Origin of the sequence: Alcaligenes aquatilis (genome assembly GCF_003076515.1) — a bacterium.
GTDB classification, from domain to species: Bacteria; Pseudomonadota; Gammaproteobacteria; order Burkholderiales; family Burkholderiaceae_B; genus Alcaligenes; species Alcaligenes aquatilis.
This window is the reverse complement of sequence record NZ_CP022390.1, coordinates 2,929,053-2,954,341: the sequence shown is the minus strand read 5'-3', so window position 1 is coordinate 2,954,341 and position 25,289 is coordinate 2,929,053. Positions and strand designations below refer to the sequence as shown.

23 protein-coding genes are annotated in these 25,289 nt (G+C 59.8%); 1 reads left to right on the top strand and 22 read right to left on the bottom strand.

All coding sequences use genetic code 11. From position 1 onward, the window contains the following. Positions 1-43: 43 nt before the first annotated feature. The 22 genes from CA948_RS13525 to CA948_RS13420 form a co-directional block, all read right to left on the bottom strand. Positions 44-1,441, bottom strand: a complete 1,398-nt coding sequence (locus CA948_RS13525; protein WP_108728282.1) for a YncE family protein — start codon at positions 1,439-1,441, stop codon at positions 44-46. 97 nt (positions 1,442-1,538) lie between these two features. After that, positions 1,539-2,789 carry an enterobactin transporter EntS gene (gene entS / locus CA948_RS13520; RefSeq protein ID WP_108728281.1) on the bottom strand — a complete coding sequence of 417 codons (1,251 nt, stop codon included), beginning with the start codon at positions 2,787-2,789 and terminating at the stop codon, positions 1,539-1,541. Between the two features lie 3 nt (positions 2,790-2,792). Continuing rightward, complete coding sequence (locus CA948_RS13515; RefSeq protein ID WP_108728280.1) at positions 2,793-6,716, bottom strand: non-ribosomal peptide synthetase; 3,924 nt, start codon at positions 6,714-6,716, stop codon at positions 2,793-2,795. Between the two features lie 21 nt (positions 6,717-6,737). Next, on the bottom strand, positions 6,738-6,983 hold the full coding sequence (locus tag CA948_RS13510) for a phosphopantetheine-binding protein (protein ID WP_108728279.1): 246 nt from the start codon (positions 6,981-6,983) through the stop codon (positions 6,738-6,740). Next, positions 6,980-8,626 (bottom strand): (2,3-dihydroxybenzoyl)adenylate synthase, encoded by a 1,647-nt coding sequence (locus tag CA948_RS13505; RefSeq protein ID WP_108728278.1) that lies wholly within the window; start codon positions 8,624-8,626, stop codon positions 6,980-6,982. The genes CA948_RS13510 and CA948_RS13505 overlap by 4 nt, the downstream gene beginning before the upstream one ends. A gap of 50 nt (positions 8,627-8,676) precedes the next feature. Then, positions 8,677-9,354 (bottom strand): 4'-phosphopantetheinyl transferase family protein, encoded by a 678-nt coding sequence (locus tag CA948_RS13500; protein ID WP_108728277.1) that lies wholly within the window; start codon positions 9,352-9,354, stop codon positions 8,677-8,679. Position 9,355: 1 nt separating this feature from the next. Next, on the bottom strand, positions 9,356-10,072 hold the full coding sequence (locus tag CA948_RS13495) for an ABC transporter ATP-binding protein (RefSeq protein ID WP_108728276.1): 717 nt from the start codon (positions 10,070-10,072) through the stop codon (positions 9,356-9,358). Next, a complete protein-coding gene (locus CA948_RS13490; RefSeq protein ID WP_108728275.1) occupies positions 10,069-10,827 on the bottom strand; it encodes an ABC transporter ATP-binding protein in 759 nt (252 codons plus the stop codon). The genes CA948_RS13495 and CA948_RS13490 overlap by 4 nt, the downstream gene beginning before the upstream one ends. After that, a complete protein-coding gene (locus CA948_RS13485; RefSeq protein ID WP_108728274.1) occupies positions 10,824-11,762 on the bottom strand; it encodes a branched-chain amino acid ABC transporter permease in 939 nt (312 codons plus the stop codon). The genes CA948_RS13490 and CA948_RS13485 overlap by 4 nt, the downstream gene beginning before the upstream one ends. Then, complete coding sequence (locus CA948_RS13480; RefSeq protein WP_094195374.1) at positions 11,763-12,644, bottom strand: branched-chain amino acid ABC transporter permease; 882 nt, start codon at positions 12,642-12,644, stop codon at positions 11,763-11,765. Next, the gene (locus CA948_RS13475) at positions 12,641-13,843 is read right to left on the bottom strand and encodes an ABC transporter substrate-binding protein (protein WP_238988595.1); all 1,203 of its coding nucleotides are present in this window, start codon (positions 13,841-13,843) and stop codon (positions 12,641-12,643) included. The genes CA948_RS13480 and CA948_RS13475 overlap by 4 nt, the downstream gene beginning before the upstream one ends. A gap of 252 nt (positions 13,844-14,095) precedes the next feature. Continuing rightward, positions 14,096-14,557, bottom strand: coding sequence for a MarR family winged helix-turn-helix transcriptional regulator (locus tag CA948_RS13470; RefSeq protein WP_094195376.1), 462 nt, complete (start codon positions 14,555-14,557; stop codon positions 14,096-14,098). A gap of 128 nt (positions 14,558-14,685) precedes the next feature. Further along, the gene (locus tag CA948_RS13465; protein WP_238988594.1) at positions 14,686-15,462 is read right to left on the bottom strand and encodes an ABC transporter permease; all 777 of its coding nucleotides are present in this window, start codon (positions 15,460-15,462) and stop codon (positions 14,686-14,688) included. Positions 15,463-15,502: 40 nt separating this feature from the next. Continuing rightward, positions 15,503-16,288 (bottom strand): ABC transporter permease, encoded by a 786-nt coding sequence (locus CA948_RS13460; protein WP_094195377.1) that lies wholly within the window; start codon positions 16,286-16,288, stop codon positions 15,503-15,505. Continuing rightward, positions 16,285-17,049: an ABC transporter ATP-binding protein gene (locus CA948_RS13455; protein WP_094195378.1), complete on the bottom strand. Its 765-nt coding sequence runs from the start codon at positions 17,047-17,049 to the stop codon at positions 16,285-16,287. The genes CA948_RS13460 and CA948_RS13455 overlap by 4 nt, the downstream gene beginning before the upstream one ends. Next, positions 17,046-18,020 (bottom strand): ABC transporter substrate-binding protein, encoded by a 975-nt coding sequence (locus CA948_RS13450; RefSeq protein WP_108728272.1) that lies wholly within the window; start codon positions 18,018-18,020, stop codon positions 17,046-17,048. Before CA948_RS13450 ends, CA948_RS13455 begins: the two co-directional genes overlap by 4 nt. 74 nt (positions 18,021-18,094) lie before the next feature. Further along, complete coding sequence (locus CA948_RS13445) at positions 18,095-19,111, bottom strand: 3-hydroxybutyryl-CoA dehydrogenase (RefSeq protein WP_094195380.1); 1,017 nt, start codon at positions 19,109-19,111, stop codon at positions 18,095-18,097. Then, the gene (locus tag CA948_RS13440; protein ID WP_108728271.1) at positions 19,111-20,193 is read right to left on the bottom strand and encodes an NAD/NADP-dependent octopine/nopaline dehydrogenase family protein; all 1,083 of its coding nucleotides are present in this window, start codon (positions 20,191-20,193) and stop codon (positions 19,111-19,113) included. Before CA948_RS13440 ends, CA948_RS13445 begins: the two co-directional genes overlap by 1 nt. A 164-nt stretch (positions 20,194-20,357) precedes the next feature. Next, positions 20,358-21,137, bottom strand: coding sequence for an alpha/beta hydrolase (locus CA948_RS13435; protein ID WP_108728270.1), 780 nt, complete (start codon positions 21,135-21,137; stop codon positions 20,358-20,360). A 6-nt stretch (positions 21,138-21,143) separates the two neighbouring features. Next, positions 21,144-22,277, bottom strand: a complete 1,134-nt coding sequence (locus tag CA948_RS13430) for an ABC transporter substrate-binding protein (protein ID WP_108728269.1) — start codon at positions 22,275-22,277, stop codon at positions 21,144-21,146. A gap of 14 nt (positions 22,278-22,291) precedes the next feature. Continuing rightward, the gene (locus tag CA948_RS13425) at positions 22,292-23,077 is read right to left on the bottom strand and encodes an ABC transporter ATP-binding protein (protein WP_108728268.1); all 786 of its coding nucleotides are present in this window, start codon (positions 23,075-23,077) and stop codon (positions 22,292-22,294) included. 3 nt (positions 23,078-23,080) lie between these two features. Beyond that, positions 23,081-24,133: a FecCD family ABC transporter permease gene (locus CA948_RS13420; RefSeq protein WP_094195385.1), complete on the bottom strand. Its 1,053-nt coding sequence runs from the start codon at positions 24,131-24,133 to the stop codon at positions 23,081-23,083. Positions 24,134-24,276: 143 nt separating this feature from the next. Between CA948_RS13420 and CA948_RS13415 the strand changes: the two genes are divergently transcribed. Next, positions 24,277-25,032, top strand: a complete 756-nt coding sequence (locus tag CA948_RS13415; protein ID WP_108728267.1) for an alpha/beta hydrolase — start codon at positions 24,277-24,279, stop codon at positions 25,030-25,032. Positions 25,033-25,289: the final 257 nt, after the last annotated feature.

Genomic DNA, 25,289 nt, shown 5'->3' with positions numbered 1-25,289 from the left:
TTGCCTTTGCGCCCCTTTTTATGAAAGGGGCGCGTTGGGCGGCTTACTTCAGGTGAATACGCGTGATACGGTCAGCGGTCTGGTCATCCTTACCTTTGGATTTGTTGACCAGATAGGCATTGCCTTCGCCATCCAGGGAAACGTGGTTGGGGAAGCTGCCACCGTCCAGGTTGGCAACGATTTCACCTTTGCCGTTCACGGCCGTCACAGTGCCCGCACCGCGGGAGGCCACGTAAGCCAGGGATGTCTTGGGATCAAAGACTACGTTCAAGGCGCCAGCGCCAATCTTGATGTCGTGCTGAACGGCACCGTCTTTGGCGTTGATGATCAGCAGGTTGTCGCTGCCTTGGGCGGCTACGTAGACCTGGTCATTCTTGCTGTCTACCGACACACCAGCCAGACCACGTGCGCCGGGTACGGGGAATACGGTTTGCGCATTGCCGTTTTTCAGGTCAACAATGATCAGCTCGTTGGTGCTGGCGCTGACGGTGTACAGACGGTCTTTTTCAGCGTCCAGGATCAGGCTCATGCTGCCGGGCTTGTTGCGGGTTTTCGATTGCAGTTCGATCGGGTCCAACTGAGTCAGCTTTTTGGTGTCGAACACGGCCAGAGTGTCAGCGCCGGGCGAGGACACGTAAGCACGGTTGGTCTTTTCGTCCACAACCACATCACGTGGGTGGCTGACGACGCCGTCTTCAAACTGTTTGACCAGTTTCAGGTCTTTCTGGCTGTACACAGCGATGGAGCTGCTGCGGGTGTTGGTGACCCAGACATTGCCTTGCTTGTCGTCCACGTCCACACCGTACACGGCTTGAACCTGACCATCGTCACGGCCTTTTTGGGCGGCAGGTGTCACGCTGGCTTCAACGACCAGGGTCTTGGGGTTCACTTTGACCAATTGCGATTGCTTGACGGGGGGACGGCCCACGGCGGAAGTCACGAACAGCACGTTGTTCTTGGGGCTGTAGGCGCTTTGGTACAAGCCGGGCACCAGGTGCTGGGATTGCAGTTCAAATTTGTCCTGGCCGCTCAGCTCAACTTTAGGGGAAACCTTCAGGTTGAAGATGCCAGCGGTCGATGGCTTGCTGACCTGCATGACCACTGGGTGCACTCCAACGGCGGCTTCGGCTGGAATGGCAAGGGTGGTGCTCAGATTGCCGTCTTTATCGGCGACCAGGGCGGCAGGGGTCAGGGTGTGGCCGTTTTGCAGCAGGATCACTTCCTGGCCGGGCGTAAAACCACGGCCTGCCAGTTGGGCTTCGCTGCCTGCATAGACCACGCCAGCGGCATTCATGGAGCCACGGAAGTCAGCATCAGGCTGGTCGAAGGCGGGAGCGGCAAAGGCATTGGCCAGGGACAAGGACAGGACGGCTGCGCTCAGGCCGGCCTTGCGTAGCAGGGCAGCGGGGGTACGACGAATGCAATTGACATTGATTAGCATCTTTTAATCCTAAATAAAAGTTCGGTCGACAAGACGGTCCATGTAGGAGCTCTTTCTACAGGCGTGTAGCAGGCGTGGGTAGAACAAAATCGAGATGTCAGGCATGGGGTGGGCCATCCTGTTTGCGGGCTGAACGCAGACCTTGATTGAACACGCCGAAACCACCTGCGACCGCAGCGCAAGCCAGACCGCCTACGGCCACAGCGACTGCAGGGCCAAGCAGGCGGGACAGATAGCCCATTTGCATATTGCCCAGGGCCTGGCCCAGGGAGTATTGCGTCATCCACAGGCTGGAAACACGGCCCAGCAGGTAATCGGGGGTGTGGTGCTGAACCAGCGCCATACGCATGATTTTGGAGATGGTGTCGGCTGCGCCCATGATGGCCAGGCAGATCAGTGCCCACCATAAGGTGGTTTGCAGGGACAGGGCGGCAACAGCCAGACCCCAGATCAGTACGGCAAGCACAATGGCGGCACCGGGACGGGACACTTGGCGGCACCAGCCACTGGACAGGGCAGCCAGCGTGGCACCTACCGCCGGGGCGGCGTAGAGATAGCCGGTGGCGGTAGCGCCCATGTTCAGAATGGTGTCGCCCCACTCGGGCATCAAGGCCAAGGGCGTGGCCAAAATCAGGGCGGCCAGATCAATCAGCAATAGGGCGCGCAGCAAAGGGTGGCTGGCTACAAAGGCAAGGCCATCGCGCAGGGATTGGAAGGCGTTTTTCTGGGGCTGCTTGCCCGCTTGCGGAGGCAAGGGCGGCAGAGCGCGCAAGAGCAAAGGGGTGACGATGACACCGCACAGCACGATCACGTAGCAGAAAATCAGGCCAGGGCCGGAGATCAGTACGCCTGCCAGTGCGGGGCCGATAATGCCGCCCAACTGCATGGCCAAACCGGACAGGGCAGCCGCAGCGGCCAGCTTGTCTCGACCGACCAGGGCAGGGGTGGCCGACATCATGGCCGGGACGCTGATCCCGCCTGCCGCACCACCAATGGCAGCGGCCACATAGATCAACCAGACCTGCGGGTTGGGCAGCAGCGTATTGAGCAGGAACAGCACCACGCTGAGGATATAGACACTGCGCGACCAGACCATCAGGCTGCGCCTGTCCATGCGGTCCGACAAGACACCGCCGGCAATCAGTGCCAGCACCATGGGGGTGGCCATGGATACGTTCAGGAAAGCAACGGCCACACTGGATTTGGTCAGCTCATAGAGCTGTACGCTGGCAGCCACCATCAACATGCCGGTAACCAGTACAGTCGCGGCCCGAGCGAAGTAGGCAAAACGGAATGCCCGGCTTTCGATCAGTGGTGAGATATCCAGAAAGAAACGTCTTACAGACATGGCTTATACATCGAGTTCAGGTTGGGCTTGTGCCTGTTCGGCAAAAGCCATGGCCGAGTCCATCAGCGGGGCCATGATGGCCACGGCTTCAGTACCGGTCAAATGCGCGTGTAGGGAGGCAATATCGTGCACGTCCAGCTGCCCTGCATAGGGTTGCCACAAATCGGGATGCAATTGTGTGCCTGCGTGATCCAGAGCGGCGCGGAAATACAGCATGGGGCCGTCATAGGTGTGATGCTCGTACAGACGTACCAGACGGTTATTGTTCTCGACCACCTGGAACACGCGGTCCAGACGCGTGTCGGGCAATTCGGCCAGCGGGTGAGCACTGCGCTTGAGGAAGTCCACCACACCCTGACGGGTCAGGGAAACGTCGGGCAAGCTGTCCGGGTCATGGCCTGCAATATGCAGCAGGGCCTTGTAGATAGCGTTGGGCTCGGGAGGTGGTTCGTTACGCCAGGCGTCGCTGGGATAGGCGTCCAGCAAGGACAACATGCCGACTAATTGACCGCGACGACGCAGCTCGACCGCCATGGCCTGAGCAATAATGCCGCCCACCGACCAGCCGGCCAGATGGTAGGGGCCCTGTGGCTGAACGTGCTCGATACGATCCACATACACCTTGGCCATGGCATCCAGGCTGCCATCCAGACCCAGCGAGGCGTCAGACAGCAAACTGGCTTGCAGGCCGTAGACGGCACGGCCAGGGGGTAGATGACGAGCCAGTGCCCCATAGCACCAGGACAAGCCACCAGCCGGGTGAATCACGAACAGCGCAGGCTGGTCGCTTTGTGCCGGACGCAAGGTGATGATGGGGCCAAAACCATCGGCAGTCGTGCTGCCTGCCTGATCCAGATGCTTGGCCAGACGGGCAATGGTGGGGTACTCAAAAATAGTGCCAATCGAGACGGCCTGACCGCGTGCTTCGCGCAGCAGCAAGGCCAGTTTGGCAGCCAGCAGCGAATGTCCGCCCAGGGCGAAGAAATCGTCGTCGGCGTAAAACGCGTCGCTGCTTTCCAGCACAGTGGCGAAAGCAGCGGCGATTTGATGTTGAGTGGCACCTTCCAGTGGCAAACCAGCAGAGCGTGCTTGCAAGGCCGGTACGGGCAGAGCCTTGCGGTCCAGCTTGCCGTTGGCCGTTACGGGCAAGGTGTCCAGACTGATCCAGGCACTGGGCACCATATAGGACGGCAAGTGCTCGCCGACATACGCGGCCAGCGTGTTGTCCGTGCACTGGCTGCCTGCTTGCGGCACCCAGTAAGCCACAATCGCCATTTGACCGGGTACATCTTCACGGGCAATCACGGCGACGTGGGCCACATCGGGGTGGCGCGCCAGCAAGGCTTCAATTTCGCCCAGCTCGATACGCTGGCCACGCAGCTTGATCTGGTGATCGGAGCGGCCCAGGAAAATAACCGCGCCATCGTCACGCCAGCGGGCTACATCGCCAGTGGCGTACATGCGGTCGCCATGTAGGGCGTAAGGGTCGGGTACAAAGCGTTCTTCAGTCAGGTCCGGGCGGCCCCAGTAGCCTTGCGCCAACTGTCTGCCAGCCAGGTACAGGTGGCCGGCCACGCCCGGCGGTACAGGCTGCAATTGCTCGTCCAGAATGTACAGGGCGGTGTTCCACACAGGGAAGCCGATGGGCACAGGCTGGGATTGGTCCTCGCGCGAAGCCGGCCAGTAGGACACGTCCACGGCAGCTTCGGTTGGGCCGTACAGATTGTGCAGCTCGGCGTTCAGCAGAGAGTGGAAGCGGTCGCGGGTAGCGGCCGATAGTTCCTCACCACTGCAAAACACCAGACGCGGCGCTAGCCCACGAGCCTCAGGCTCATCCAGGAAGGCGCTGAGCATGGAGGGCACGAAGTGCAGCACGGTGATGGACTGTTCGCGCATCAGGCGGGCAATATGGGCTGGGTCCCGATGTGCCTGTGGGGGAGCCACGACCAGGGTCGCACCGGACAGGAAGGGCAGGAAGAACTCCCACACCGACACGTCAAAGGTGGCTGGGGTTTTCTGCAAAATTCGATCACCGGCACCAATGCCGTAATGGGTTTGCATCCATACCAGACGATTGACGATGGCGTCGTGGTTGACCAGCACGCCCTTGGGTGTGCCGGTAGAGCCGGAGGTGTAGATCAGGTAGGAAGGATCGTGCGGACCGGCGGCGGCCCAGTCTGGCGCACTGCAGGTTTGTTCTGGCTGCGGGACCAGCAAAGAGGCATTGAGCGTGCAACCGGGCTGGCCGACCAGCAGACGTGGTTGAGCGGCCTGCAAGATGGTGTTCAGACGATCGGCAGGCTGGTCCAGATCCAGCGGCAAGTAGGCAGCACCAGCACGGTGAATAGCCAGCAAGGACAGCACCAGTTCCAGCGAACGAGGCAGGGCCACGGCAACGATGTCGCCGGTCTGCACACCGGCCAGACGCAGTTGCGCGGCCAGATTGGCGGTTTGCTCGTCGATCTGGGCGTAGCTGAGCTTCTTGCCCTCAAATTCCAGGCCACATTGTTCCGGGTGAGCCTGCAACTGGGCGTGGATCAGTGCCCACAGCGTTGTTTCAGGAACCGGGTGAGCAGTCTGGTTGACGGTCTCAATCCAGTGGTGGTGTTCGGCATCCGTCAAGGTTGGCACGGCAGACAGGGTTTCAGCCTGCAAAGCACGCAGCAGGAACTGTTCCAGCCGGACCAAATGGGTTTGAATCTGCTCGTCGGTGTACAAACGCGGGTTGGCTTCCACTTCCAGACGCAAGCCACTGGCATCGGGTTGGGCGCGGAAGGTGAAGTTCAAGTCTTCCACGGGGCCAGCGCACAGCACGGTCTGGCTGGCGGTCAGGCCCGCCTGTTCGTAGGGGGCATCGAACGGCAGCACGTTGATGATGGGGCCGTGCAGGCGACGCATACCACCGAGCAAACCCAGATCACGACGCAGTTGTTCACTGCGGTAGCGGCCATGGCGACGCGCCTGGCGCAGTGCCTTGGAAACTTGAATCAGGTATTGATTCAACGGCTGGGTTTCGTCGATCTGCAAACGCAGCGGGGCCACATTCATGACGGTGGAGACGATACGGGCGCTGATATGGCCCAGACGTCCCATCCACGGCACACCGACGGTGCATTCGTCCTGGCGGGTGTGACGGCGCACATACGCGGCGGTCAGGCCCGTCAGAATGTCTGGCCAACTGATATCGCTGCTTTGTGCCAATGCTTGCAGGCTGGCTGTCAGCTCGGGCTTGACGGCGCGGCGTGCCAGCAGGAAATGATGGTCGCTCAAGGCCTGGGATTCGCTCAGGCTTTGGGCGGGTTCTGCATCGCTCAAGGTGTCCAGCCAGAACTGTCTGTCCTTGCTGCGGCGCTCGCTCTCCCGATAGCTTTGATCGTCATCCTGCAAGAGGGCGAACGATTCCAGCTCATGGCCATGATCTTCATGGCCATTGAGCAAGGCCTTGTAGAGCTTGACTACCCGCGTCTCGATCAGCGCCATGCCATAGCCGTCAGCGGCCAGGTGATGGATACGCTGATACCAGAGATGGTGCTTGGGCCCGAGCACAAACAGAATGTGCCGTGCCAGCGGTGCAATGGTCGGGTCCAGCGGTGTGCGCAGGTCCGCCATCAACTGGGTTTGGGCTTGTTCGGCACCGTCTGCGTGGGCAGACAGGTCCACAACTTCCAGCTGAATCGGCTCTTGCGGGCGCAGGTACTGGGCCGGGCCGTCGGGCGTGTCCACCATGCGCAAGGTCAAGGCATCGGCTTCGGTCAGCGTCAGATTGATGGCCTGTGCAAACAGCGCGGTGTCCAGCGCCGAGTGGATGTGGGTGCAATGCCCGGTGTTGAAAATCGGGTTGAGCGGGTCCAAACGCTGGGCGTACCACAGACCTTCTTGTGCTTCGGTCAGGGGGCGCAATGGCAGTTCGGAAGGGGAGCTAAACATAAGCGTGTTGCAGTAAGAAAATCAGCGGCCGTTTTGTTGGGCACGCTCGATCAGCGACCACCATTGGCCCAGGGTGACAACCGAGGCCATTTCGGAAAACTCGATAGGAGCGCCGGCCTCGCGCCAGCGGGTGGCCAGGGTCATGACGCGCATGGAGTCCAGGCCCAGATCGATCAGGTTGTCATCGTCCAGAATGTCTTGCGGGTCTTCATGCAGCATGGCGGCAATGTCTTGCCGCATGCGTTCCAGGGTAAGGGGAGTACTCATGATGATTCTTGCGTTGTGTTTTCTAATTGCTCGCGCAACTGGGCGCGCAGTTCTTTGCGGCTGATCTTCAAGGCCGCCGTTTCCATGAAACGGTCTACAAACACGATTTGGTCCGGTACTTTGAAGTCGGCCAGACCACGGCTGCGTATCCATTTCTTCAGTTCAATCGCGCGCGGCTTGTCATCCTTGGGGATGATGAAAGCGCAGCTGCGCTCGCCCAGAAACTCGTCTGGCACCGATACCACGGCAGCGTCAAAGACCTGCGGGTGGGCCAGCAGATGATCTTCAATTTCCTCGGCGGAGATTTTTTCGCCAGCGCGGTTGATGTGGTCAGTGGCACGGCCCTGAACCATCAAATAGCCTTCGGGCGTCATGCGTACCACGTCGCCTGTGCGGTAAAAACCGTCCTCGGTAAAGGAGCGGGCATTGGCCGACGGGTTGTTGTGATACGCGCGGATTGTGTAAGGGCCACGTGTCAGCAGGTAGCCGGTTTCGCCAGGGGCGACCGGGTTGCCGTTGTCGTCCACGATCAGGATTTCATCGTCCGGGCTGATAGGGCGGCCCTGGGTGTTGATGATGATGTCCTCGGGGTCGTCCAGGCGGGTGTAGTTCACCAGGCCTTCGGCCATGCCAAACACCTGCTGCAAGGTCACACCCAGCGTGGGGCGCACGCGCTTGGCGGCTTCGGCGTTCAGCTTGGCTCCGCCGACCTGGATCACTTGCAGCGACTCCAGATTGGCATGGGTCTTGGTGGCCGCATCCATCCACAGCATCAGCAGTGGGGGGACCAGGCTGGTGTCGGTCACGCCTTCGCGCTCGATCAGCTCAAAGCAAACGTCCGGGCTGGGGGCGGGACTGAGCACCACTTTGGCACCGGCGTACAGCGCACCCAGAAAACCGGGTGAACTCATGGGGAAGTTGTGGGCAATGGGCAAGGCGCCCAGGAACACGCTGTTTTCGTTCAGACCGGCAATCTTGGCGCTTTCACGCAAGGTGTAGATGTAGTCGTCGTGCGTGCGGGGAATCAGCTTGGACAAGCCTGTGCTGCCACCTGAAATTTGTAGGAAAGCCACGTCAGAAGGCTGGGCTGCCGATACGGGCACGTCTACGTCGGCGGCGCTGCTTTGCAACAGGGCCAGGGAGGTGAACTCTTGTGCATCGCCCACGATGTAAACCTGTTCTACATGCGGACAGCGTTCACGCAGCTCGCGCACCAAAGGCAGATAGTCAAAGCCGGCATGCGTATCGACACCGATATAGGCGCGTGCCTGGGCGGTATTGGCAAAATGTTCGACTTCGGTAATGCGGTGCGCTGGCAGGGCGTACACGGGCAGGAGACCAGCACGGAACAGGCCAAAGATCACGCTGACAAATTCAGGGATGTTGGGCAGGTGGACCAGAACCCGATCACCCTTGCGCAGACCAGCTTGCAGCAGGCCCGCTGCGATTTGGCTGGCGTACTGATCCAGCGCGCCATAGGTCCAGCGTTGGGTGCCGCCAACAAGGGCTTCACGTTCCGGGTGGTTTTGTGCGCGCGCGCGCAGCAAAGCGCCAAACGTTTCCCCTTGCCAGTGTCCAGCATCGCGGTATCGCTGGGCAAAGGCGTCAGGCCAAATTTGTTCAACAGGAATAGATTTCATCATGGTAATGAGAACTATTACATAAATAAGTAGGCTTGTCAGATTTACTCGTGCTAAGTCAGCTTGGTGTCAGGCAGTTCAACACTGTCCAGCAAGCTGACCGTCCACGGAGCAAAAGGGGTGTTCAGGCAGATCGCAGCGGCATAGTTTTCTACTGGCCGGTGACTGTGCACCACCAAATCTTGCAAGATGGGATGGGGGGATTGTACGGTGCATCCGTAATCCGGATGGCCGTTCAAGGATAACTCTTGAGGCTGAATATGAAAACCGGTGCCCGCCTGTTTCAGGGCTGCTTCCTTTCCACACCACAGCGCATAAAAATCCAGATCACATTTTAACCAACTGCGTTCGGACGGCACACTGCAATGTTCGACCAACCCTGGTTTGACGGGCAGGCGCATGGCTTCTATGTCCACGCCGATGATTCGGTCGGCCATGCCAATCAGCACGCGCTCGCCGCTGTGCGACAGGCTAAAGTGCAGATCGGTATCGTCCAGATCCAGCACCGGCTTGCCATGTTCCAGCGTAGTAATGGGGACGGCGCGTGGCGTACACCCCAGCAAAGGCGCCAGAAAATGGCGCAGGGCACCGTGGGCCAGCAGGCTTAAGTGCTGATCTGACTGACGCTTGCGGCGGGCAATCACGGCCAGGGTGCTGTCCGGGATCTGGCTTCGTAACCAGGATTCCATACCTGCAGGCAGGGGAAGCGACAAGCTGTACACAGCCAGCATGTCAAAGTCCCAAATGGCGTTGCAAAAGGGCGGCGTCCTGGCGCAACTGTTCGGCAGGGCCGTCGTAAACCAACTGACCATTGCCCAGCAACAAGGCTCGATCCGCCAATTGCAGAGCCAGGCTTAAATTCTGTTCGGCAATCAGCACGGTAATGCCCTGCTCGTTTAGCGTTTGCAGCTGCGGCAGCAAGGTGTCCTGAATTGTCATGGGGGCCAGGCCTTCGCTGGGTTCGTCCAGAACAATAATGGAGGACTGTGTCAGCAGGGCGCGGGCCAGTGCCAGCAATTGCCGTTCGCCACCACTCAAGGCGGAGCAGGAGGACTGGCGGCGCTCGTACAGACGCGGCATGGATTCATAAATGCTGTTCAGCGTCCAGCGATCATCCGAGCGTGGACGGCGGGCCAGCCCGGCCAGGCGCAGGCTTTCCTGCACGGTCAGTGTGGGAAAGCGGCCCCGGCCTTGTGGCACCAGCGCCATGCCTAGCAGGGCGATTTTGTGGGTAGGCCAACCCGTAATGTTTTGACCGTGCACATGGATTTGCCCACTCCATTGCGGGCCCATATTGAACAGGCAGTGCAGCAGACTGGTTTTTCCGGCACCGTTGCGGCCCAGCAGGGCCACGCTTTGTCCGACGGGAATATTCAGCGAAATTTCTTGCAAAATGTCGGCCCGATCGTAGCGTGCATGCAGGCCCGAGATGTTCAGCGCTGTGCTCATGCGGTCTCCAAAGCCAGTTCACCCAGATAGGCCTGGCGCGCGCCAGCGTGCTGGCGCACGGCGTCCGGGGTATCGCAGGTCAGCAAGGTGCCGGACGACAGCACGGCGATCCGGTCACATTCCTGGAAAACAATATCGATGTCGTGGCTGATCAGCAGCACGGCGCATTGGCCGCGCATGGCATGGACCAGCGCCATGACTTCACGGGATTCGGATTCGGACAGGCCAGCCGTTGGCTCGTCCAGCAAGAGTACGCGGGGTTGCTGCGCCAGGGCAATCAGCAAATCCAGAATGCGTTGCTCGCCATAGGACAGGGAGCGTGCCAGCAAATGCCCGCTACCGGCCAGGGCGCTGTGCTCCAGCAATGCTTCGGCCGCCTGTTGACTGGCGCTGCGGGCAGACTTGCGGCCCCACCAGTGATAGCCGCAGCCTTTTTTGATGCGCACGGCCAGGGCCAGGTTTTGCAGCAGGCTCAGTTCGGGAAAAATGCGGCTGGTCTGAAAGCTGCGCACCAGACCTTGCCTGGCGCGCTCAATAGGCCCCAGACTGCGCAGGTCCTTGCCTTCCAGCAAAACCTGGCCGCTGGATGGCGTGGCCAAACCGCTGATGATATTGAACAGCGTGGTTTTGCCTGCCCCATTGGGGCCAATCAGCCCCAGGGTTTCGCCTGCACGCAGCTCCAGGCTGACATCTGTCAGGATATCCAGGCCCCCCACATGCAAGGCCAGTTCGCGAGTGCTTAGTAACACGCTCATGAGGACCTCTTGCGCCGCTCAGCCAGACCGTTGGGCATGAACAGAACCGTCAGCACAAAGATCAACCCCACCAGCAACTGCCAACGATCTGTGTAGGAGCTGAGGTAGGTCTGGGCAAACAGATAAAACGTAGCGCCGATGAATGCGCCGCGCCAGGTGCGTATGCCACCGATCACACCCATGATGATGAGCGTGGCCGAGAAACTCCAATGCACTTGTTGTGGGCTGACGTACTGGTTTGCAAAGGGATACAGGCCGCCAGCCGCACCCGCTACCGCACCCGCAATCATGAATGTGTAAAGGCGAATGCGCCATGCTTGATAACCCAGGGCGGCCATGCGCAAGGGCTGGTCGCGCAGGCCGGTCAAGGCCAACCCGATCGGGGCGCGGCTGAAGGAGCGCAGCAACAACCAGCAGACCACCGCCAGCACCAGGGCCAGAATCATCAGGGTGTAGGGGGCGCTCAGGGGCAACTCGCCCAGGCTCAGACGCGGGAAACCGCGCAGGCCGTCTGCACCACCGGTGACGTCACGCCAGCGAAATGCCACTTCCCAGATCAACTGACCGGCAACCAACGTGGCCACCATGAAAAACAGCTCGGAACTGCGCAAGCTGATCAGCGCCATCAACATGGACAGCAGGGTGCCTGCCGCAATGCCGACCAGCAGCATCAAGGGCAAGGATGCGCCCCAGTATTGACTGCTGACGGCAGTGGCGTACGCGGCAAAGCCAAAGACGGCACCGTGGCCCAGAGAGACCAGACCACCGTAACCAATCAAGAGGTTGATGCTAAGGACGGCGCAACCGATCAGCAGGGCTTCGGTGCCAAAGCGCCATAAGAAGGCGTCGCCCCAGAAATAGCTGCTGAGCAAGACCAGGCAGGCCAAAGCGGGCCAAAGTCCAGTGCGTAGCAGGCAGGTGTTGAGCTTGTTCATTTAAACCTGACGCGTAGCGGATTTGCTTAGGCCATTGGGCCAGCAAAGCAGAAGGCCCAGCATGACGGCCAGGGTAGCGGCATTGGCAAAAGCAGGGACCCAGACGCGGGCAAAAGTGGTGACGAAACCCAGAATCAGCGCGCACAGCAAGGTCCCGCGCACTGAGTTCAAGCCACCAATGACCACCACCAGCAAGGCCAGCAAGAGGATTTCTTCATCCAGACCGGGGTAGACCGACAACATGCCTGCGCCCAAGGCGCCACCCAAACCGGCCAGACCGGCGGCCAGCGCCATGCCGATGGCAAACAGGCGACGCGAGTTCAGGCCCAGGGTCTCGACAATCTGGGCGTCTTGTACGCAAGCGCGAATGGCCGCACCCCACAGGGTGCGATCCAGTAGGAACCAGAACAACAAAGCCAGTGTCAGGCCGGTAACGATCAGGAACAGGCGATAGGTGGGGAAAGGCAGGCCCATGATCCACACCCCGCCACGCAGCACTTGCGGCAGCATGGGCGAGAGCGTGTCGGCGCTGAAACCCCAGCGCATCAAATCGGCCAGAATCACGGACAGGCCGTAGGTCAGCAGCACCTGCATCAGGTGAGTGCGTTGATAGAACTGGCGAAAGGGAAAGCGGTCCAGTAACAAGCCCATCAGCCCACACAGTACAAACGCGGCGGGAAAGGCCAGCCACCAGGGCGCGCCAGAGGCCAGCCATTGGACACTGATGTAGCCGCCCAGCAGGAAAAAAGAGCCGTGTGTCAGGTTGATGAAGTTCATCAGGCTGAGCACTAAAGACAGCCCCAGCCCCGCCAACATCAGCAGGGCCGAGAAGGACAGGGCATTGAGGATTTGAAGCAGGTAGTAAGACAAGGTGTGGCTCAAGAACGCGGGCCGGGGTCCTGGATACGCTGGTAAGTATGAACCACGGTGTTAAAGGGGCGACCTTGCGCGTCTTTTTCCACCCGGTTGACGTAAATATCCAGAATGGACTGGTTATTGCGCGGGTCAAACGCCATGGGGCCAAAGGCGGTGTCGATAGGCTTGTCCAGCAGGGCTTGCTTGAAAGCGGCCTTGTTGGACAGATCGCCCTTAACCGCATCCAGACCGGCCTTGATGACCTGGCCGGTCACGTAACCGGAGGTGCTGGCCTCGCCGGGCAAACGGCCACGGCTGGCTTGGTAGGCGGCCACAAAGTCCTGGGCAGCCGGAGCGCCGGGGGACTGGTGGAAGGTACTGACGCCACCCAATGCGGCCTCGCCCACCGCAGTGATCACATCTTCCTGGTCGAACAAGGCACCGGGGCCCACGATCTGGATCTTGCCGTGTAGTTGGTAATCCTGCATTTGCTGGTGGAAACGAACGGCGTCGGCACCAGCCAGGAAGGTGTAGACAAACTTGGGGTTGCTGGCGGCCAGATTCATCAGGATAGGCGCGAAGTCGGGGGTACCCAAGGGAGTCCAGATGCGCTCGCCCAGTGTGCCGCCTTGTTCCTGATAGGTGTTGGCGAAGTCCTCAATGTATTCGCGGCCTGCGGTGTAGTCCGAACCCAGCGTGATACCGCCGGATTTTTCGATCTGCTCGAAGGTCCACAAAGCGCCGGTATGACCCAGCATCCAGCTCGTTTTGGTGGGGCGGAACACGTAGGGGCTGGCGGCTTCACGGGCCAGGCCATTGGCAGCGGCATTGGAAATAAAGGTAGGCAGTTGCGCATCGTGGACGATGTCACGAATGGCCAGCGCGATATTGGCGCTGATAACGCCGCCCAACACATCGATTTTGTCGCGCTCGATCAGCTTGCGCACTTTACGGATGGCTTCGTCCGGTTTGCCGTGGTCGTCCTCGACCAGCAACTGCACCTTGCGTCCGCCCATCTCGTTATTGCACTGTTGCAGCATCAACTCCAGACCGGCGCGCATGCTCTCGCCCAAGGAGGCGAAGGGGCCGGACAAGGATGTCAGCAAGGCAATTTTCAGGGGACCGTCTTGGGCACGAAGCAGGCGGGGTACGCCAAATAGCAAAGGGCTGGCCGCAGCGGCCAGCAAAAGCTGACGACGTCCAGCACGGGTAGGGGAGAGAGTCACGAGAGCTTGTTTCCGTAAGAGAGCCAAGTTCGCCTGGGTAGACATTTCAGGCAGGAGGCTGCACTACTAAATGTTAATCATTATCATTTTATGGTCTTTCCTGATGTAAATAAAGGCTCATCGCCCTTGAATGTCCATTTCAAGCGTGGGCCTTCAAGGGCAGCAGGCCTCGATTGGGGGCAGATTCAGGGGTTGAGGCAGGTCAAAGCGGCCACGTGGACGCTTTGCAGGAAAGGCGCAGGGGCGGGGTGCTTAGCGCCCATCCCCGTTGATATTGGCGCGAATGCGGTTCAAAAACTGCCGTAGCTGGGCCAGTTCCTCAGCCGAAAAGCCCTGAATGGCGCGGTGATGAATATCCAGCGCGGCGGGCAGGACGCGCAAAAAGTGCTGCCGACCTTGCTCATGCAGATGGATCAACACACGACGCTGGTCCAGCGGATCGGGCTGGCGGGACAGGTGGCCCGCGTTTTCCATCACCACCAGGGCGCGTGACAAGGTGGTTTGGTCCACATCGGTATATTGCGCCAGGGTGCTGACGCCCAGTCCATCGGTTTCATTCAGAAAAGCCAGCACGCGCCAATGCAGCAGGGTCAGTTCATGGCTGCGCAGCAAGGTTTGAAAGTCAGCATTTAAGGCCGAGGTACTGCGATTGAGCAGATAGGGAATAAAGGTATCGTGCCCGGTATAGGCGTCGGTCAGAGGGGGGCTGGCCATAGTGAAGCGGCTTCCTTGATGCAGAAAAAAAGCAGGCTACTCGTTCCAGATGATTGAGATAGCCTGCCAAAGCCCGGTCATCGCTGTAAGCAGACCGGGCAAGTGGTGGTTTTTACGGTGAGTGGAACTTAGTTTGCATGATCCACTTTGCGTTGCAAAGCGGCAATGGTCAGGTTCAGTGCGAAGCCCAGCACACAGATCCAGACCAGGGGTACAAACATATCAAGCGTGCGGTAACTGCGAGCGGCGGCGGTCAGCATATGGCCCAGACCGTCGGTGGAGGCAATCATCTCGGCCAGAAAGACCACTACGCAGGCAATCACGCCGGCCACCCGCACACCGGCCAGCACCGTCGGGCTGATGGCGGGCAAAATGATTTTCCATAGGCAGGTACTGCGGGAGGTGCCTGCGGCACGTGCCGACCAGATCAGCTTGCGGTCCACCGTTTGCGCCGCCACCCAACTGGCCATCAGCACAGGGAAAATGGCATCCGAGACCACCAGCGCAATTTTCGATGCGCTTTCAAACCCCATGATCAGGATCAGTGCCGGGTAAAGGGCGATCTTGGGAATGGGGGCCAGCAGACGGATCAGCGCATCCAGTAAAAACGAGCTCCAGCGTGTTAGCTGCGCAATCAATGCCAGGGCTACACCAGCCACACAGGCAATCAGCAAACCGCTGATCAGACGGTAGACGGTGATGCCCAGGTTCTGCCAGAAGTCAGCCTGACCGGCCAGCTCCAATACCCGCATCAAAATGGCAGAAGGGGCAGGCAACAACTGCGGGCTGACCCAGCCCGAGCGGGTACACAGCTCCCAGATAATCAGCAAGATGGCCGGGCTGATGCACAAAGACAGACCGGACAGATCCCGGCGCCTGGCCGGGCGGGTTTCAGTAGAACGCATTGCTTGCCCCGATGAGGCTAAGGTTTTAGTGGTCATCGCGTCATCCTTTGTCCATCAGGCCCTGGGTGGAGTCATGCCAGTGCGTGCAGCGCTTGCGCACGAACTCAAACAAGGCGTCAAAGGCAATGCCCAGGACCGCCAGCAGCATGATGACCGCATACACCGTGGAGTACTGCGCCATATCCATAGAGGTGAACAGCAGATTGCCGATGCCTTCCTGACGCGCAATCATCTCGGAGGACACCATCACGATCAGCGCCATGACCACGCCGACGCGGCAGCCAATCATGACTTCCGGCAAAGAGGCGGGCAGTACGATCTTGCCCAGACGGGCCAGTGGACCCATACCCATGGACTGGGCTACCCAGATCAGCTTGGGCTCGATACGGGTTGCACCGTGATAGCTGTGATAGAGCAAAGGCAGGGACACGCCTAGCGCAATGACCAGAATTTTGGAGAAATCCCCCAGACCGAACCACAGCATCAAGATTGGCATCAAGGCCGCTTTGGGCATGGGATAAGCCAGGGCCACCAAGGGATAGAAGGCGGTATAGACCAGGCGGCTGCGGCCCATGGCCAAACCCAGCGGTACGGCCACGACCAGCGCCAGGGCATAGCCCGTAAACATGCGGCCTACTGACTGCAGGATGGCCGACCAGGCCATCGGGTCGCTGATCAGGGCGGGTAGTTCACCCAGAGCCGCCCAGGGGCTGGGGAAGGAGTCCAGCTCTACCCAACGGGCCAGTCCTGCCCAGGCCAGCAGCACCAGAATGGCCGCCATGACCAAAGAGGCCCAGCGATGTTCATACCAGTGCTGTGGCGTCATGGGTGGGCCTCCGCCATCAAGGATTGCTCCAGACGAATAATGGTTTCCTGATAGACCGGATTGCGCAACAGCTCGCTACGGATGCGGGGGCGGGGCAAGTCAATCTCCACCACTTCCTTGATGCGGCCAGGCGAGCCAGTCATGACAATCACGGTATCGGACAGAAAGACCGCTTCGTCCACGCCGTGTGTCACAAAGACCACGGTATTGCGCAACTGCTCCCACAAGCTGAGCAGTTCCGTTTGCAGGGTGACGCGCGTATGGGCATCCAGCGCCCCGAAGGGTTCGTCCATCAGCAGAATGTCCGGCTCATAGGCCAGGGTGCGGGCAATGGCCGCGCGCTGACGCATGCCGCCGGACAGTTCACGAGGATAGAAGGCGGCGTAAGGCCCCAGCTTGACCTTGTCCAACCATTCGCTGGCGCGTTGTTCGGCCTGGGCTTTAGGCATGCCTTGTTCGCGCATGCCGTAGGCCACGTTTCCCAACACGGTTTTCCAGGGAAACAGAGCATATTCCTGAAACACCGGGCCCCGGTCTGGACCTGGGCCAGTAATGGGCTTGCCCTTGACGCGGATCTGGCCGCTGGAGCAGGACTCAAAGCCCCCTAACATATAGAGCAGGGTGCTTTTGCCGCAACCGCTGGGTCCCAGAATAGACACAAAGCGCCCTGCCGGAATGCTCAGGGCGATGTCTTGCAGGGCCGTATGGCTGTGGCCCTGCCGGGTGTTAAAGGTTTTACCGACACCATCCAGTTCAATCATGGTTTGGCCTCGCGTAAATCAGCCCGGTAAAAATCCTGCACGTTCAAGGCTTCTTTCAGGAAACCGGCCTTGTGGTAGCGGTCATAGGTGCCTTGAATGGACTCCAGATCGGGCTGCATGTCGGGCACACGTGCAAAGTCCTTGTCGGTGAACAGGTATTGGGCCAGCAAGTCCTTGGGGGCGCGGGTGATTTGGGCGGTGACTTCCACGGCCAATGCTGGATCCTTGCTGAGCATGCTCATGGCAGTTTTCAAATCCTGTACGTAGGCGCGTACCACTTCGGGGTTGGCATCGCTATAGGATTTGCTGCAGGCCTCGAAAATTTGTACCGACGGGCTGGCCACTTCGGACAGGGAAAACAGCTTGCGCAAGCCGCCTTTCTTTTCATTCAGCAGGGCAAAGGGTTGGGCCATGGGGCCGGCATCAATGCGGCCACTGCGAATGGCGTCAGCCGCAGGCGGAAAACCGGTTTCAACGATTTTCACATCCTTGTCCGGGTCAATGCCGTTTTGACGCAGCCACAGCAGCATGTCGAAGTACACCCCGGCACCGTAGGCGTTGGTGCCGATGACCTTGCCTTTCAGGTCCGCTGCCGTCTTGATCGGGCTGTCTTCTTTCACGGCCCAATAGACGGAGAAGTGCTTATCGTCCGAGTGCACGTGCTGGGCCACGATATAGGCCTGCAGACCGCTTTCAATCGCGCCATTGGCCAGCGACATGGGGGCCATGGTGGAGCACTCCAGAACGCCAGCGCGCATGGCCTGCACCATGGGTGAGGTGCCCTGGAACTGGGTCCACTGGATTTGATATTTCTTGCCCAATTGCGGGAACAGCTCGGGGCGCTTGGCCATCAGATACTTGGCTTCCTCACCCGGAATGGTCCAACCTACCCGCAGGGTGGGGACTTCTTGAGCCTGGCTCAGACCGTGACAGCTCATCAGGGCAAACAACAATGCAGCGGTTTTTTTCATCGCCGGGCCGCTCCAGGATGAAAGGCGCCCTCTTGGAGGGCAGCAAGCCGAAGGCGCAGCGTGGGTGTCTTTTTTCATTCCTGTGTCTCCTTGGCAAGGTGTTCGGCGCGGGCAGGGGCCAGGCCGATGTGATCGAGCATTCCCAGTACGCGGGCCAGCACATCTCGGCGGTATGCCTGTTGCTGGTCCACTGGGTATTCGTGAAAGCCCTGTCCGCTACGCAGACCGTTGCGCCCACTTTCCATATAGCGGGTGATGATGTCGGGTACGGCGTAGCGTTCCGGGTCCAGGTTCTGCGACAAGTACTGTCCGGCGTGATACAGAATGTCGTTGCCGCCGTAATCGATGAACTCCAGCACGCCGATGCTGGCAAAGCGAAAGCCCAGGCCGTAGCGGGTGGCTTTATCAATATCCGCCGCGCTGGCCACGCCTTCTTCCACCATGCGAGCGGCCTCGTTCATGATCAGGGTTTGCAGACGCGGGACGATGAAACCGGGGTGGCAGCCACAGACTACGGGCACTTTGCCGATGGACTCCAGATTGCTTTGCAGACGGTTCAAGGTCTGCTCGCTGGTGCCGGGGTGGGCGCTGATTTCAACCAGCGGAATCAGGAAGGCCGGGTTGAGCCAGTGCGCGTTCAGGAAACGCTCGGGATGGCTCAACATGGGGGCCAGATCCGAGGCCAGCATGGTGGAGGTGGTGGAGGCGATCAGCGCATCGGGCTGGGCCAGTTCACCGATACGACCCAGAGCGTCGGTCTTGGCTGCTAGGGTTTCGGGCACGCCTTCGTAAATCAGATCTGCCTGGCCCAACACGTGGGCAGCATCACTTAAAGGGGCAACACCGATGCAGGCCAGATAGCCGTCGATCTGCTCGGCGGCGAACATGCCCAGGTCGGCCAACTGTTCCAGCGTGGCACGTAACTCCTGACGTATTTCGGCTTCCAGACGGGCGCTATCGGCAGGCTGCCGGGGTTTGAAATCCAGTAAGGTCACGGCTTGGCCGCGCAGCGCATAGGCCAGGGCAATGCCCCGCCCCATGCGACCTGCGCCCACCGCAACGATACGTTTGATCGGGGCGGGCGTGCTCATCAGGCTCTCCCGGCGTGCAGCATCTCTTGCAATTGCTCGCGGCTCATCGTGTCCAGACCCAGGCTGGCCAGTGTGCGTTGGCCCTGGCGCAGATCTTCACCCACGATGGCACCGGCAATCGCCAGCAAGCCCTTGGTGACGGGGGCGTCCACACCGGCCCAGTCGGCTACGGAAGCGAAGAAGGCCAGACCCAGCATGGTGTCTTCACGCATGTAGCGGTGCTCGTGCAGGTCGATCTTCTCGCGCCAGTCGCCGCTTTTTACCAGCTTGGAGTGCGAGGAACGGTCGCCATACATCCACTGGTCGTTTTCGTAGTGGTCGGACAGGGGGAAGTGCGGGGCACCGTAGCCCAGCGCTTCACGAATGCGCATGCGCTCATTGTCCAACTGTGTGGTCACGGCACGTACCGAGGGCTGAGTGCCTTCGTTATGAATATCCCAGGCCGGGAAATGCTCCAGCGGGCCTGCGTTCATCATGATCAGCGGGGGGTGGATGATGGGGCCGGCATTCATCAAGGCGCCAGACAGGGCGTCTTCGCAGCGCTCCACGCTGGGGAACACTTTGCCAATCACCTCCAGGGCGTGATCGGTATTGCGCGCCGGGTACACGCCGGTAGGCAGGCGGGTGGCGCGGGTGGTGATGTTGATGACGGTATCGCCATGCTTGCGGGCCAGCCAGGGCAGGGTGCCGGTTTCGGCCCAACTGACATCGGCCTTGTTGCCGGTGCCGCGCACGATCTCGCTCATGATGAAGGAGCCAAAGGTGCCCGGTGGCAGGAACACGACCTGGCCGTCTGTTAGGTGAGGGGCCATGACGCGGGCAATATCGGTTTGTGCAATGGCGGGCGAAGGGATCAGTACCAGATCGGCACCGGCGATGGCCTCGCCAATATCCGCGCAGACCTTGGCAATGGGGATGTCGCGCTCACCTGCTTCGTCTTTCAGTGTCATGACTGGGCGGTCCAGCAAGGGCTGCAGCTGAGCCGTATCACGGCGCCACAAACGTACTTCGTGGCCCTGCTCGCTCAAGTCTGCCGCTGCTGCATAACAACCGTGCCCGCCACCTAATACCGCTACCTTCATATTCGTCTCCAATCTCTTTTTTTGATTTCTATGCACTTGCATATAAATACAGACTAAAAGAAGTTGAGGCCTAAAACAAGAGGACGAATGGGGGGAGTTACCCTAGGGCGGGAAAACTTGGATACGAAGTGAAAAGGCACCCAGTGCCCGCAAGAAAAAATCGGCTAAGCCGCGCCGCAGGCCAGTTCCAGCGCACGCAGGGTGGCTTGTGCCAGCACATGGCCGTGACCGGCTCCGGGCAGAACATGCAACTTGGCTTGCATGCCTTGGGCTTGCAGGTGCGCTTGCAGTTTTTGCATGGTGGGCAGGGTAGGCACGCCATTTTTGCGTCCGTCCGGCCCTGCCGCCTGAGCGCTAAGCGGATACCAGGCCTCGGAGGCACCGGCCAGAATATCTACCTGCACCGGCTTGCCCAATTGCTCCAGCAAGGTCCAGATCAGGGGATCGCGCCACCACAAAGAAGGGCTGGCGCACAGGTAATGATGAATGGGTAGGCTGTGCTGGCTAAGGGCATACAGCACGAATAAGCCGGCGTAGGAATGACCGTACAGGCTGATACGCGAACGGGTTAGTGCGGGTTCTACCCTTTGGGCCAATGCCAGCGCCATGCGTACTTGTTCGATCATGGCTGGGGCGCCACCGGCTTGCCACTGAGGGACGCGCGGGTCTTCCCATAAACCACCGTCCGGGCCGGGCGGGGTGTAATCCAGAGCGCGATAGCGGGTGATCTGATCGCGTTCGCCTTGATAGCCCAGCGACAAAATGGCGCAGCGTTCCAGGGCGGGGTGACCGCTTTCTTCCAGCAAGGGCAAGGTCCACTGACCATCGAGCAGGCACAGCAAAGGCAGAGGGCCTTGTTCGGGCTTGCCGTCCGGCAGGCGCAGCAAGACGTGATGGGGATGGCCGCCCGCAGGCGGCAGCTCTAGTGGAATCAGGCGCGACATGAAGGCTTAGGAGGCGGGCTTCAGATCAATCATGTAGGTGCCTTCCATCGGCACGGTCAGGAAACGCTGATTCACTTCCTCTAGTGTTTTCAGGGCCGAGACACCTTCAAAACGATCCGGGTGAATCCAGCTTGCCAGTGCTTCGATAAAGATCATGTGCAAAGGCGAATCGTTAAAGGCGTGCCAGATACCGTGGCTATTGCCGCTGCGTACGGCAGGCAAGGCCTGCAGACGGTTGCCGTCGATAATGGCTTGCAGGCTTTTACGAGCCTGCTCTTTGCTGACGCCCGTGCCAATGGTCAGGCCACCGGAGGTCGTGCGCTTGCCTGCGCCTGTGCCGGTGGCCACATAGACCACCGGGGCACGGGAATGGATGTATTCAAAGTTCAGCTTGCCAGTGGCGCTTTTCAGGACATCGGCGCCAATATTGTGGCCGCCTGCATAGGTGATCATGTCGTTGAAGGTGCCTGCGCCGGGCGAGTTGCAGCAGTCTGTGCTGCCAGCATGGGCATGGACAAAAACGGGCGGGTGATCTTCCTTGGGCAGATCGGCCAGTCGCTGGGCTACGTCTTGCATGTGTTCTTCGTAAAACTGGATGAAATCGTCGGTGCGCTCTTTTTCACCCACGGCGTAGCCCAATGCGCGCAGGCTGGGTACGGTGTTCTCCAGTGGATTGACAAAGAAGTCAATGACGATGACGGGCACTTTGGCGGCAGTAAGGCGCTGGATCAGCGCCGAGTCGCGTGTGTCCTGGCCGGGTGTCAGGCCCGCAAAGGCGGCGGTCAGTACCACCAGATCGGGGCGCAGAGCCAAGGCTTGCTCGACCGAGAAGGTATCAGCGGTATGGCGGCCCACAATAGGAATATTGGCCAGTTGTGGGTAGCGTTTCAGGTAGGTGTTGTATTCGTTGGAGAAGGAGGTCTTGAATTCGTCCGACCAACCGGCAATCAGCGTGGCGGGTTCGGGGTGGACCAAAGCCAATACCGGAAAATGGCGCGCCTGGGTCAGCACAATACGTTTGGCCGGGCCGGGCAGGGTAACGGTACGACCCATGGCATCGGTAACGTCGATGGGCTGGGCCTGCACGCCCAAAGGCAAGAGCAAGGTCAGCGACAACAGCAGGTGGCGCAGGATGTTCATGGGTTCTCCGAAGGTCACAGCACAGGCTCTTGCAGCCCGTCGATAATGATTTGCAGGGTGCCTTGCGAGCAGCTTTCCACGCGGGCACGTACGCCATAAGCCTGGGCCAGCGAGTTGGGGGTAATGACCTTGGCAGGCTCACCTTGCGCCAGCAGACCACCGCCTTCAATCATCAGGGCATAGTCGCTGTGGCGCAGAGCCACGTTCAGGTCATGCAGCACGATCAGAGTGATCAGATTGTTGTCGTGGGTTTCCTGGGCCAGCAAATCCATGACGTGGAATTGATAGTTCAGGTCCAGAGCAGACAAAGGCTCATCGAGCAGCAGCAAAGTGGGTTTGCGGATCAAGGCTTGTGCCAGGCCCACCAACTGTTTCTGGCCACCGGAGAGCTGGTCCAGATAGTGCATGGACAGGTGTGCAATGCCCAGGCGTTGCAGGATGTGCATGATGTGTTCGTGGTCCACATCGCGGGCGTGGCCGCCGGGGGCTGAGGCATTGGCCGCTACCAGCACGGATTCAAATACACGCAGGTGGACCGAGGCCGGTAGGGACTGGGGCAGATACACCACTTTTTGGGCACGCTGCTCGAAGCTGATGCCGCTCAGTTCCTGACCGTCCAGCAAAATCTTGCCGGTCGTGGGCTTGAGCAGTCCCGCCAAAGACTTGAGCAGGGTAGATTTACCGCTGCCATTGGGGCCCAGCAACGCCACCAACTGACCGGGCTGCAAGGGCTCGATGGTTAGCTTGGACAGGATTTCGCGTTTGCCGTAAGACAGGCTCAGATCGTGGACTTCAAGCATGGTTCACTTTATTTGGCGGCGCAGCACAACGCCCAGGAAGAAGGGCACACCCACCAGCGAGGTGACAATGCCGACCGGGATGATGATGCCCGGCACAATGTTTTTTGAGGCAATCGAGGCCAGCGACAGAATCACCCCCCCGACCAGCGCACTGCCGGGCAGGTAGAAACGGTGATCTTCACCAAATAGACGGCGGGCAATATGCGGGGCAATCAGGCCCACAAAGCCGATGGTGCCCACAAAGGATACAGCCAGCGCGGCCAGCAAGCTGATGCGCAGCAGGGACACCAGACGCAGGCGCGAGACGTTGATACCAAAGCTGGTGGCGCGGTCTTCACCCAGACGCAAAGCGGTCAGCTTCCAGGTATCACGCAGGGACAGCGGCAGGATCAGCGCAAACACCGCCAGCATGATACCGACCTTGCCCCAGGACGAGCGTGACAGGCTACCCATGGTCCAGAACACCAGCCCCTGCAGGGCCTCGGCGCTGGCCACAAATTGCACCAGCGAGACCAACGCGTTAAAGGAGAACACCAGTGCAATGCCAAACAGCACCAGGTTGGCGGTGCTCATGGCGCCCCAGCGGGCCACTGCATCGAGCAAAAAGGCGGACAGCAAGGCAAAAATAAAGGCGTTGGCGGCAATGGTCCAGGCTTGCGGAATGCCAGGAATCGACAAGTCCAGCACAATGGCCAAGGACGCGCCAAAGGCCGCCGCCGAGGAAATCCCCAAGGTAAAGGGGCTGGCCAGCGGGTTATTCAGGATGGTCTGCATTTCCGCGCCGGACAGCCCCAGCGCTAAACCAATGGCCATGGCCATCAGGGCGTAAGGCAGGCGGATTTCCCAGACGATGACGCGGGTGGTTGGGTCGGACTGTTCCGGATAGAACAGAGCGTGGCTTAGCTCACCCAAGCTAAGGCCCGACGGCCCCAACATGAAGTCGGCCACAATCGAGGCCAAAATCACAAGGACCAGCGCACCTACCAGGAGCCAGCGACGTCTGAGGATATGTTGATAGTCGGCCAGGGCAGGGGCCGGAACAGCGGATGTGGACATTAAGAGTCTGAATGATAACCGTTTACATAGAAAGAAAGTATAGTTCATTGGCTAGGGTCTGTTAACACTAAAAGCAGCCCGCTTCGGGCCGGCTGTTTGTGCTTGTAGACCGAAGCCTTTAACGTGCTGACCGCGATTCATTTATGCAGCTTGAACACCTGGATTTTCTTTCCCCATTGGGCCGACAGTATCGTCTGACTTTGGCCTGGCCGGACACGCCAGCGCCTGCGGATGGCTGGCCATTGCTGTGTGTGCTTGATCTACCGCAATTTGATGCGGTGCTGGCCACCTGTGAAAAGCAGGCTCCACAAGCCTGTGCGGTGTTGGGGATCGGTTATGGCGGGCAGGTCTGGCGCGACCAGGACTTCACGCCCGCGCTAAATGGAGAAGCGGGCCACGCGCCGGATTTTCTGGCCATGATGCAAGACGTGTTCTTGCCTTGGGCCTACGCACAAGCGCCCTTGAATGTGCAACGGCGTTTGCTTGGCGGTCATTCTCTGGGAGGCCTGTTTGCTTTGCAACTGCTGTATCAGCAGCCGGAATTGTTCGATGCGCTGGTGGTGTCCAGCCCCTCGGTCTGGTGGGGGGAGGGCTATCTGGCTCGACTGCTTGCTCAACCCTTGCCCAAAGCCGCTTTGACGATGCCTGTGCAGTTCTCCGTTGGCGAGTTCGAGCAAAGCCTGGGCCCGGCAGAGAAAGCCATGCCCGAGGACAAGCGCGAGCTGCGTCGCTTGCGTTTGCAAGCGCGCCGCATGGTCGATGGCACACGCGAACTGGCGCAGGCTTTGGCGCAACAACAAGGTGGTGAACCGCGTTTTCGCATCGTGCCGGGCTGCAATCACAGTCAGTCCGGTTTGGTCGCCTTGCCGCAAGGCTGTCTGGAATGGTTGGCTGATTAGTGGTATCGCTGGCTTTGTTTAGATGTGTCGCTGTTTTGCTACCGCGCTAGGCGATGGGGCCGTCTCTGACGCCTTGGGCGACCTTTTATCCCGACTTGGTTGGACACGCCGCTGCGGTTGCGTCGAGGCTGACCGCGTATGTGATGGGCTCTGAGCCATCCGATGCGGCTTTGGTTTACTTTTTCTGCCTGCGTTGACTCGCTTCCTTCTTGATCGTGTGCTGGGATGGCCCGGTTTCTTTCTGTCCACCAAGACGT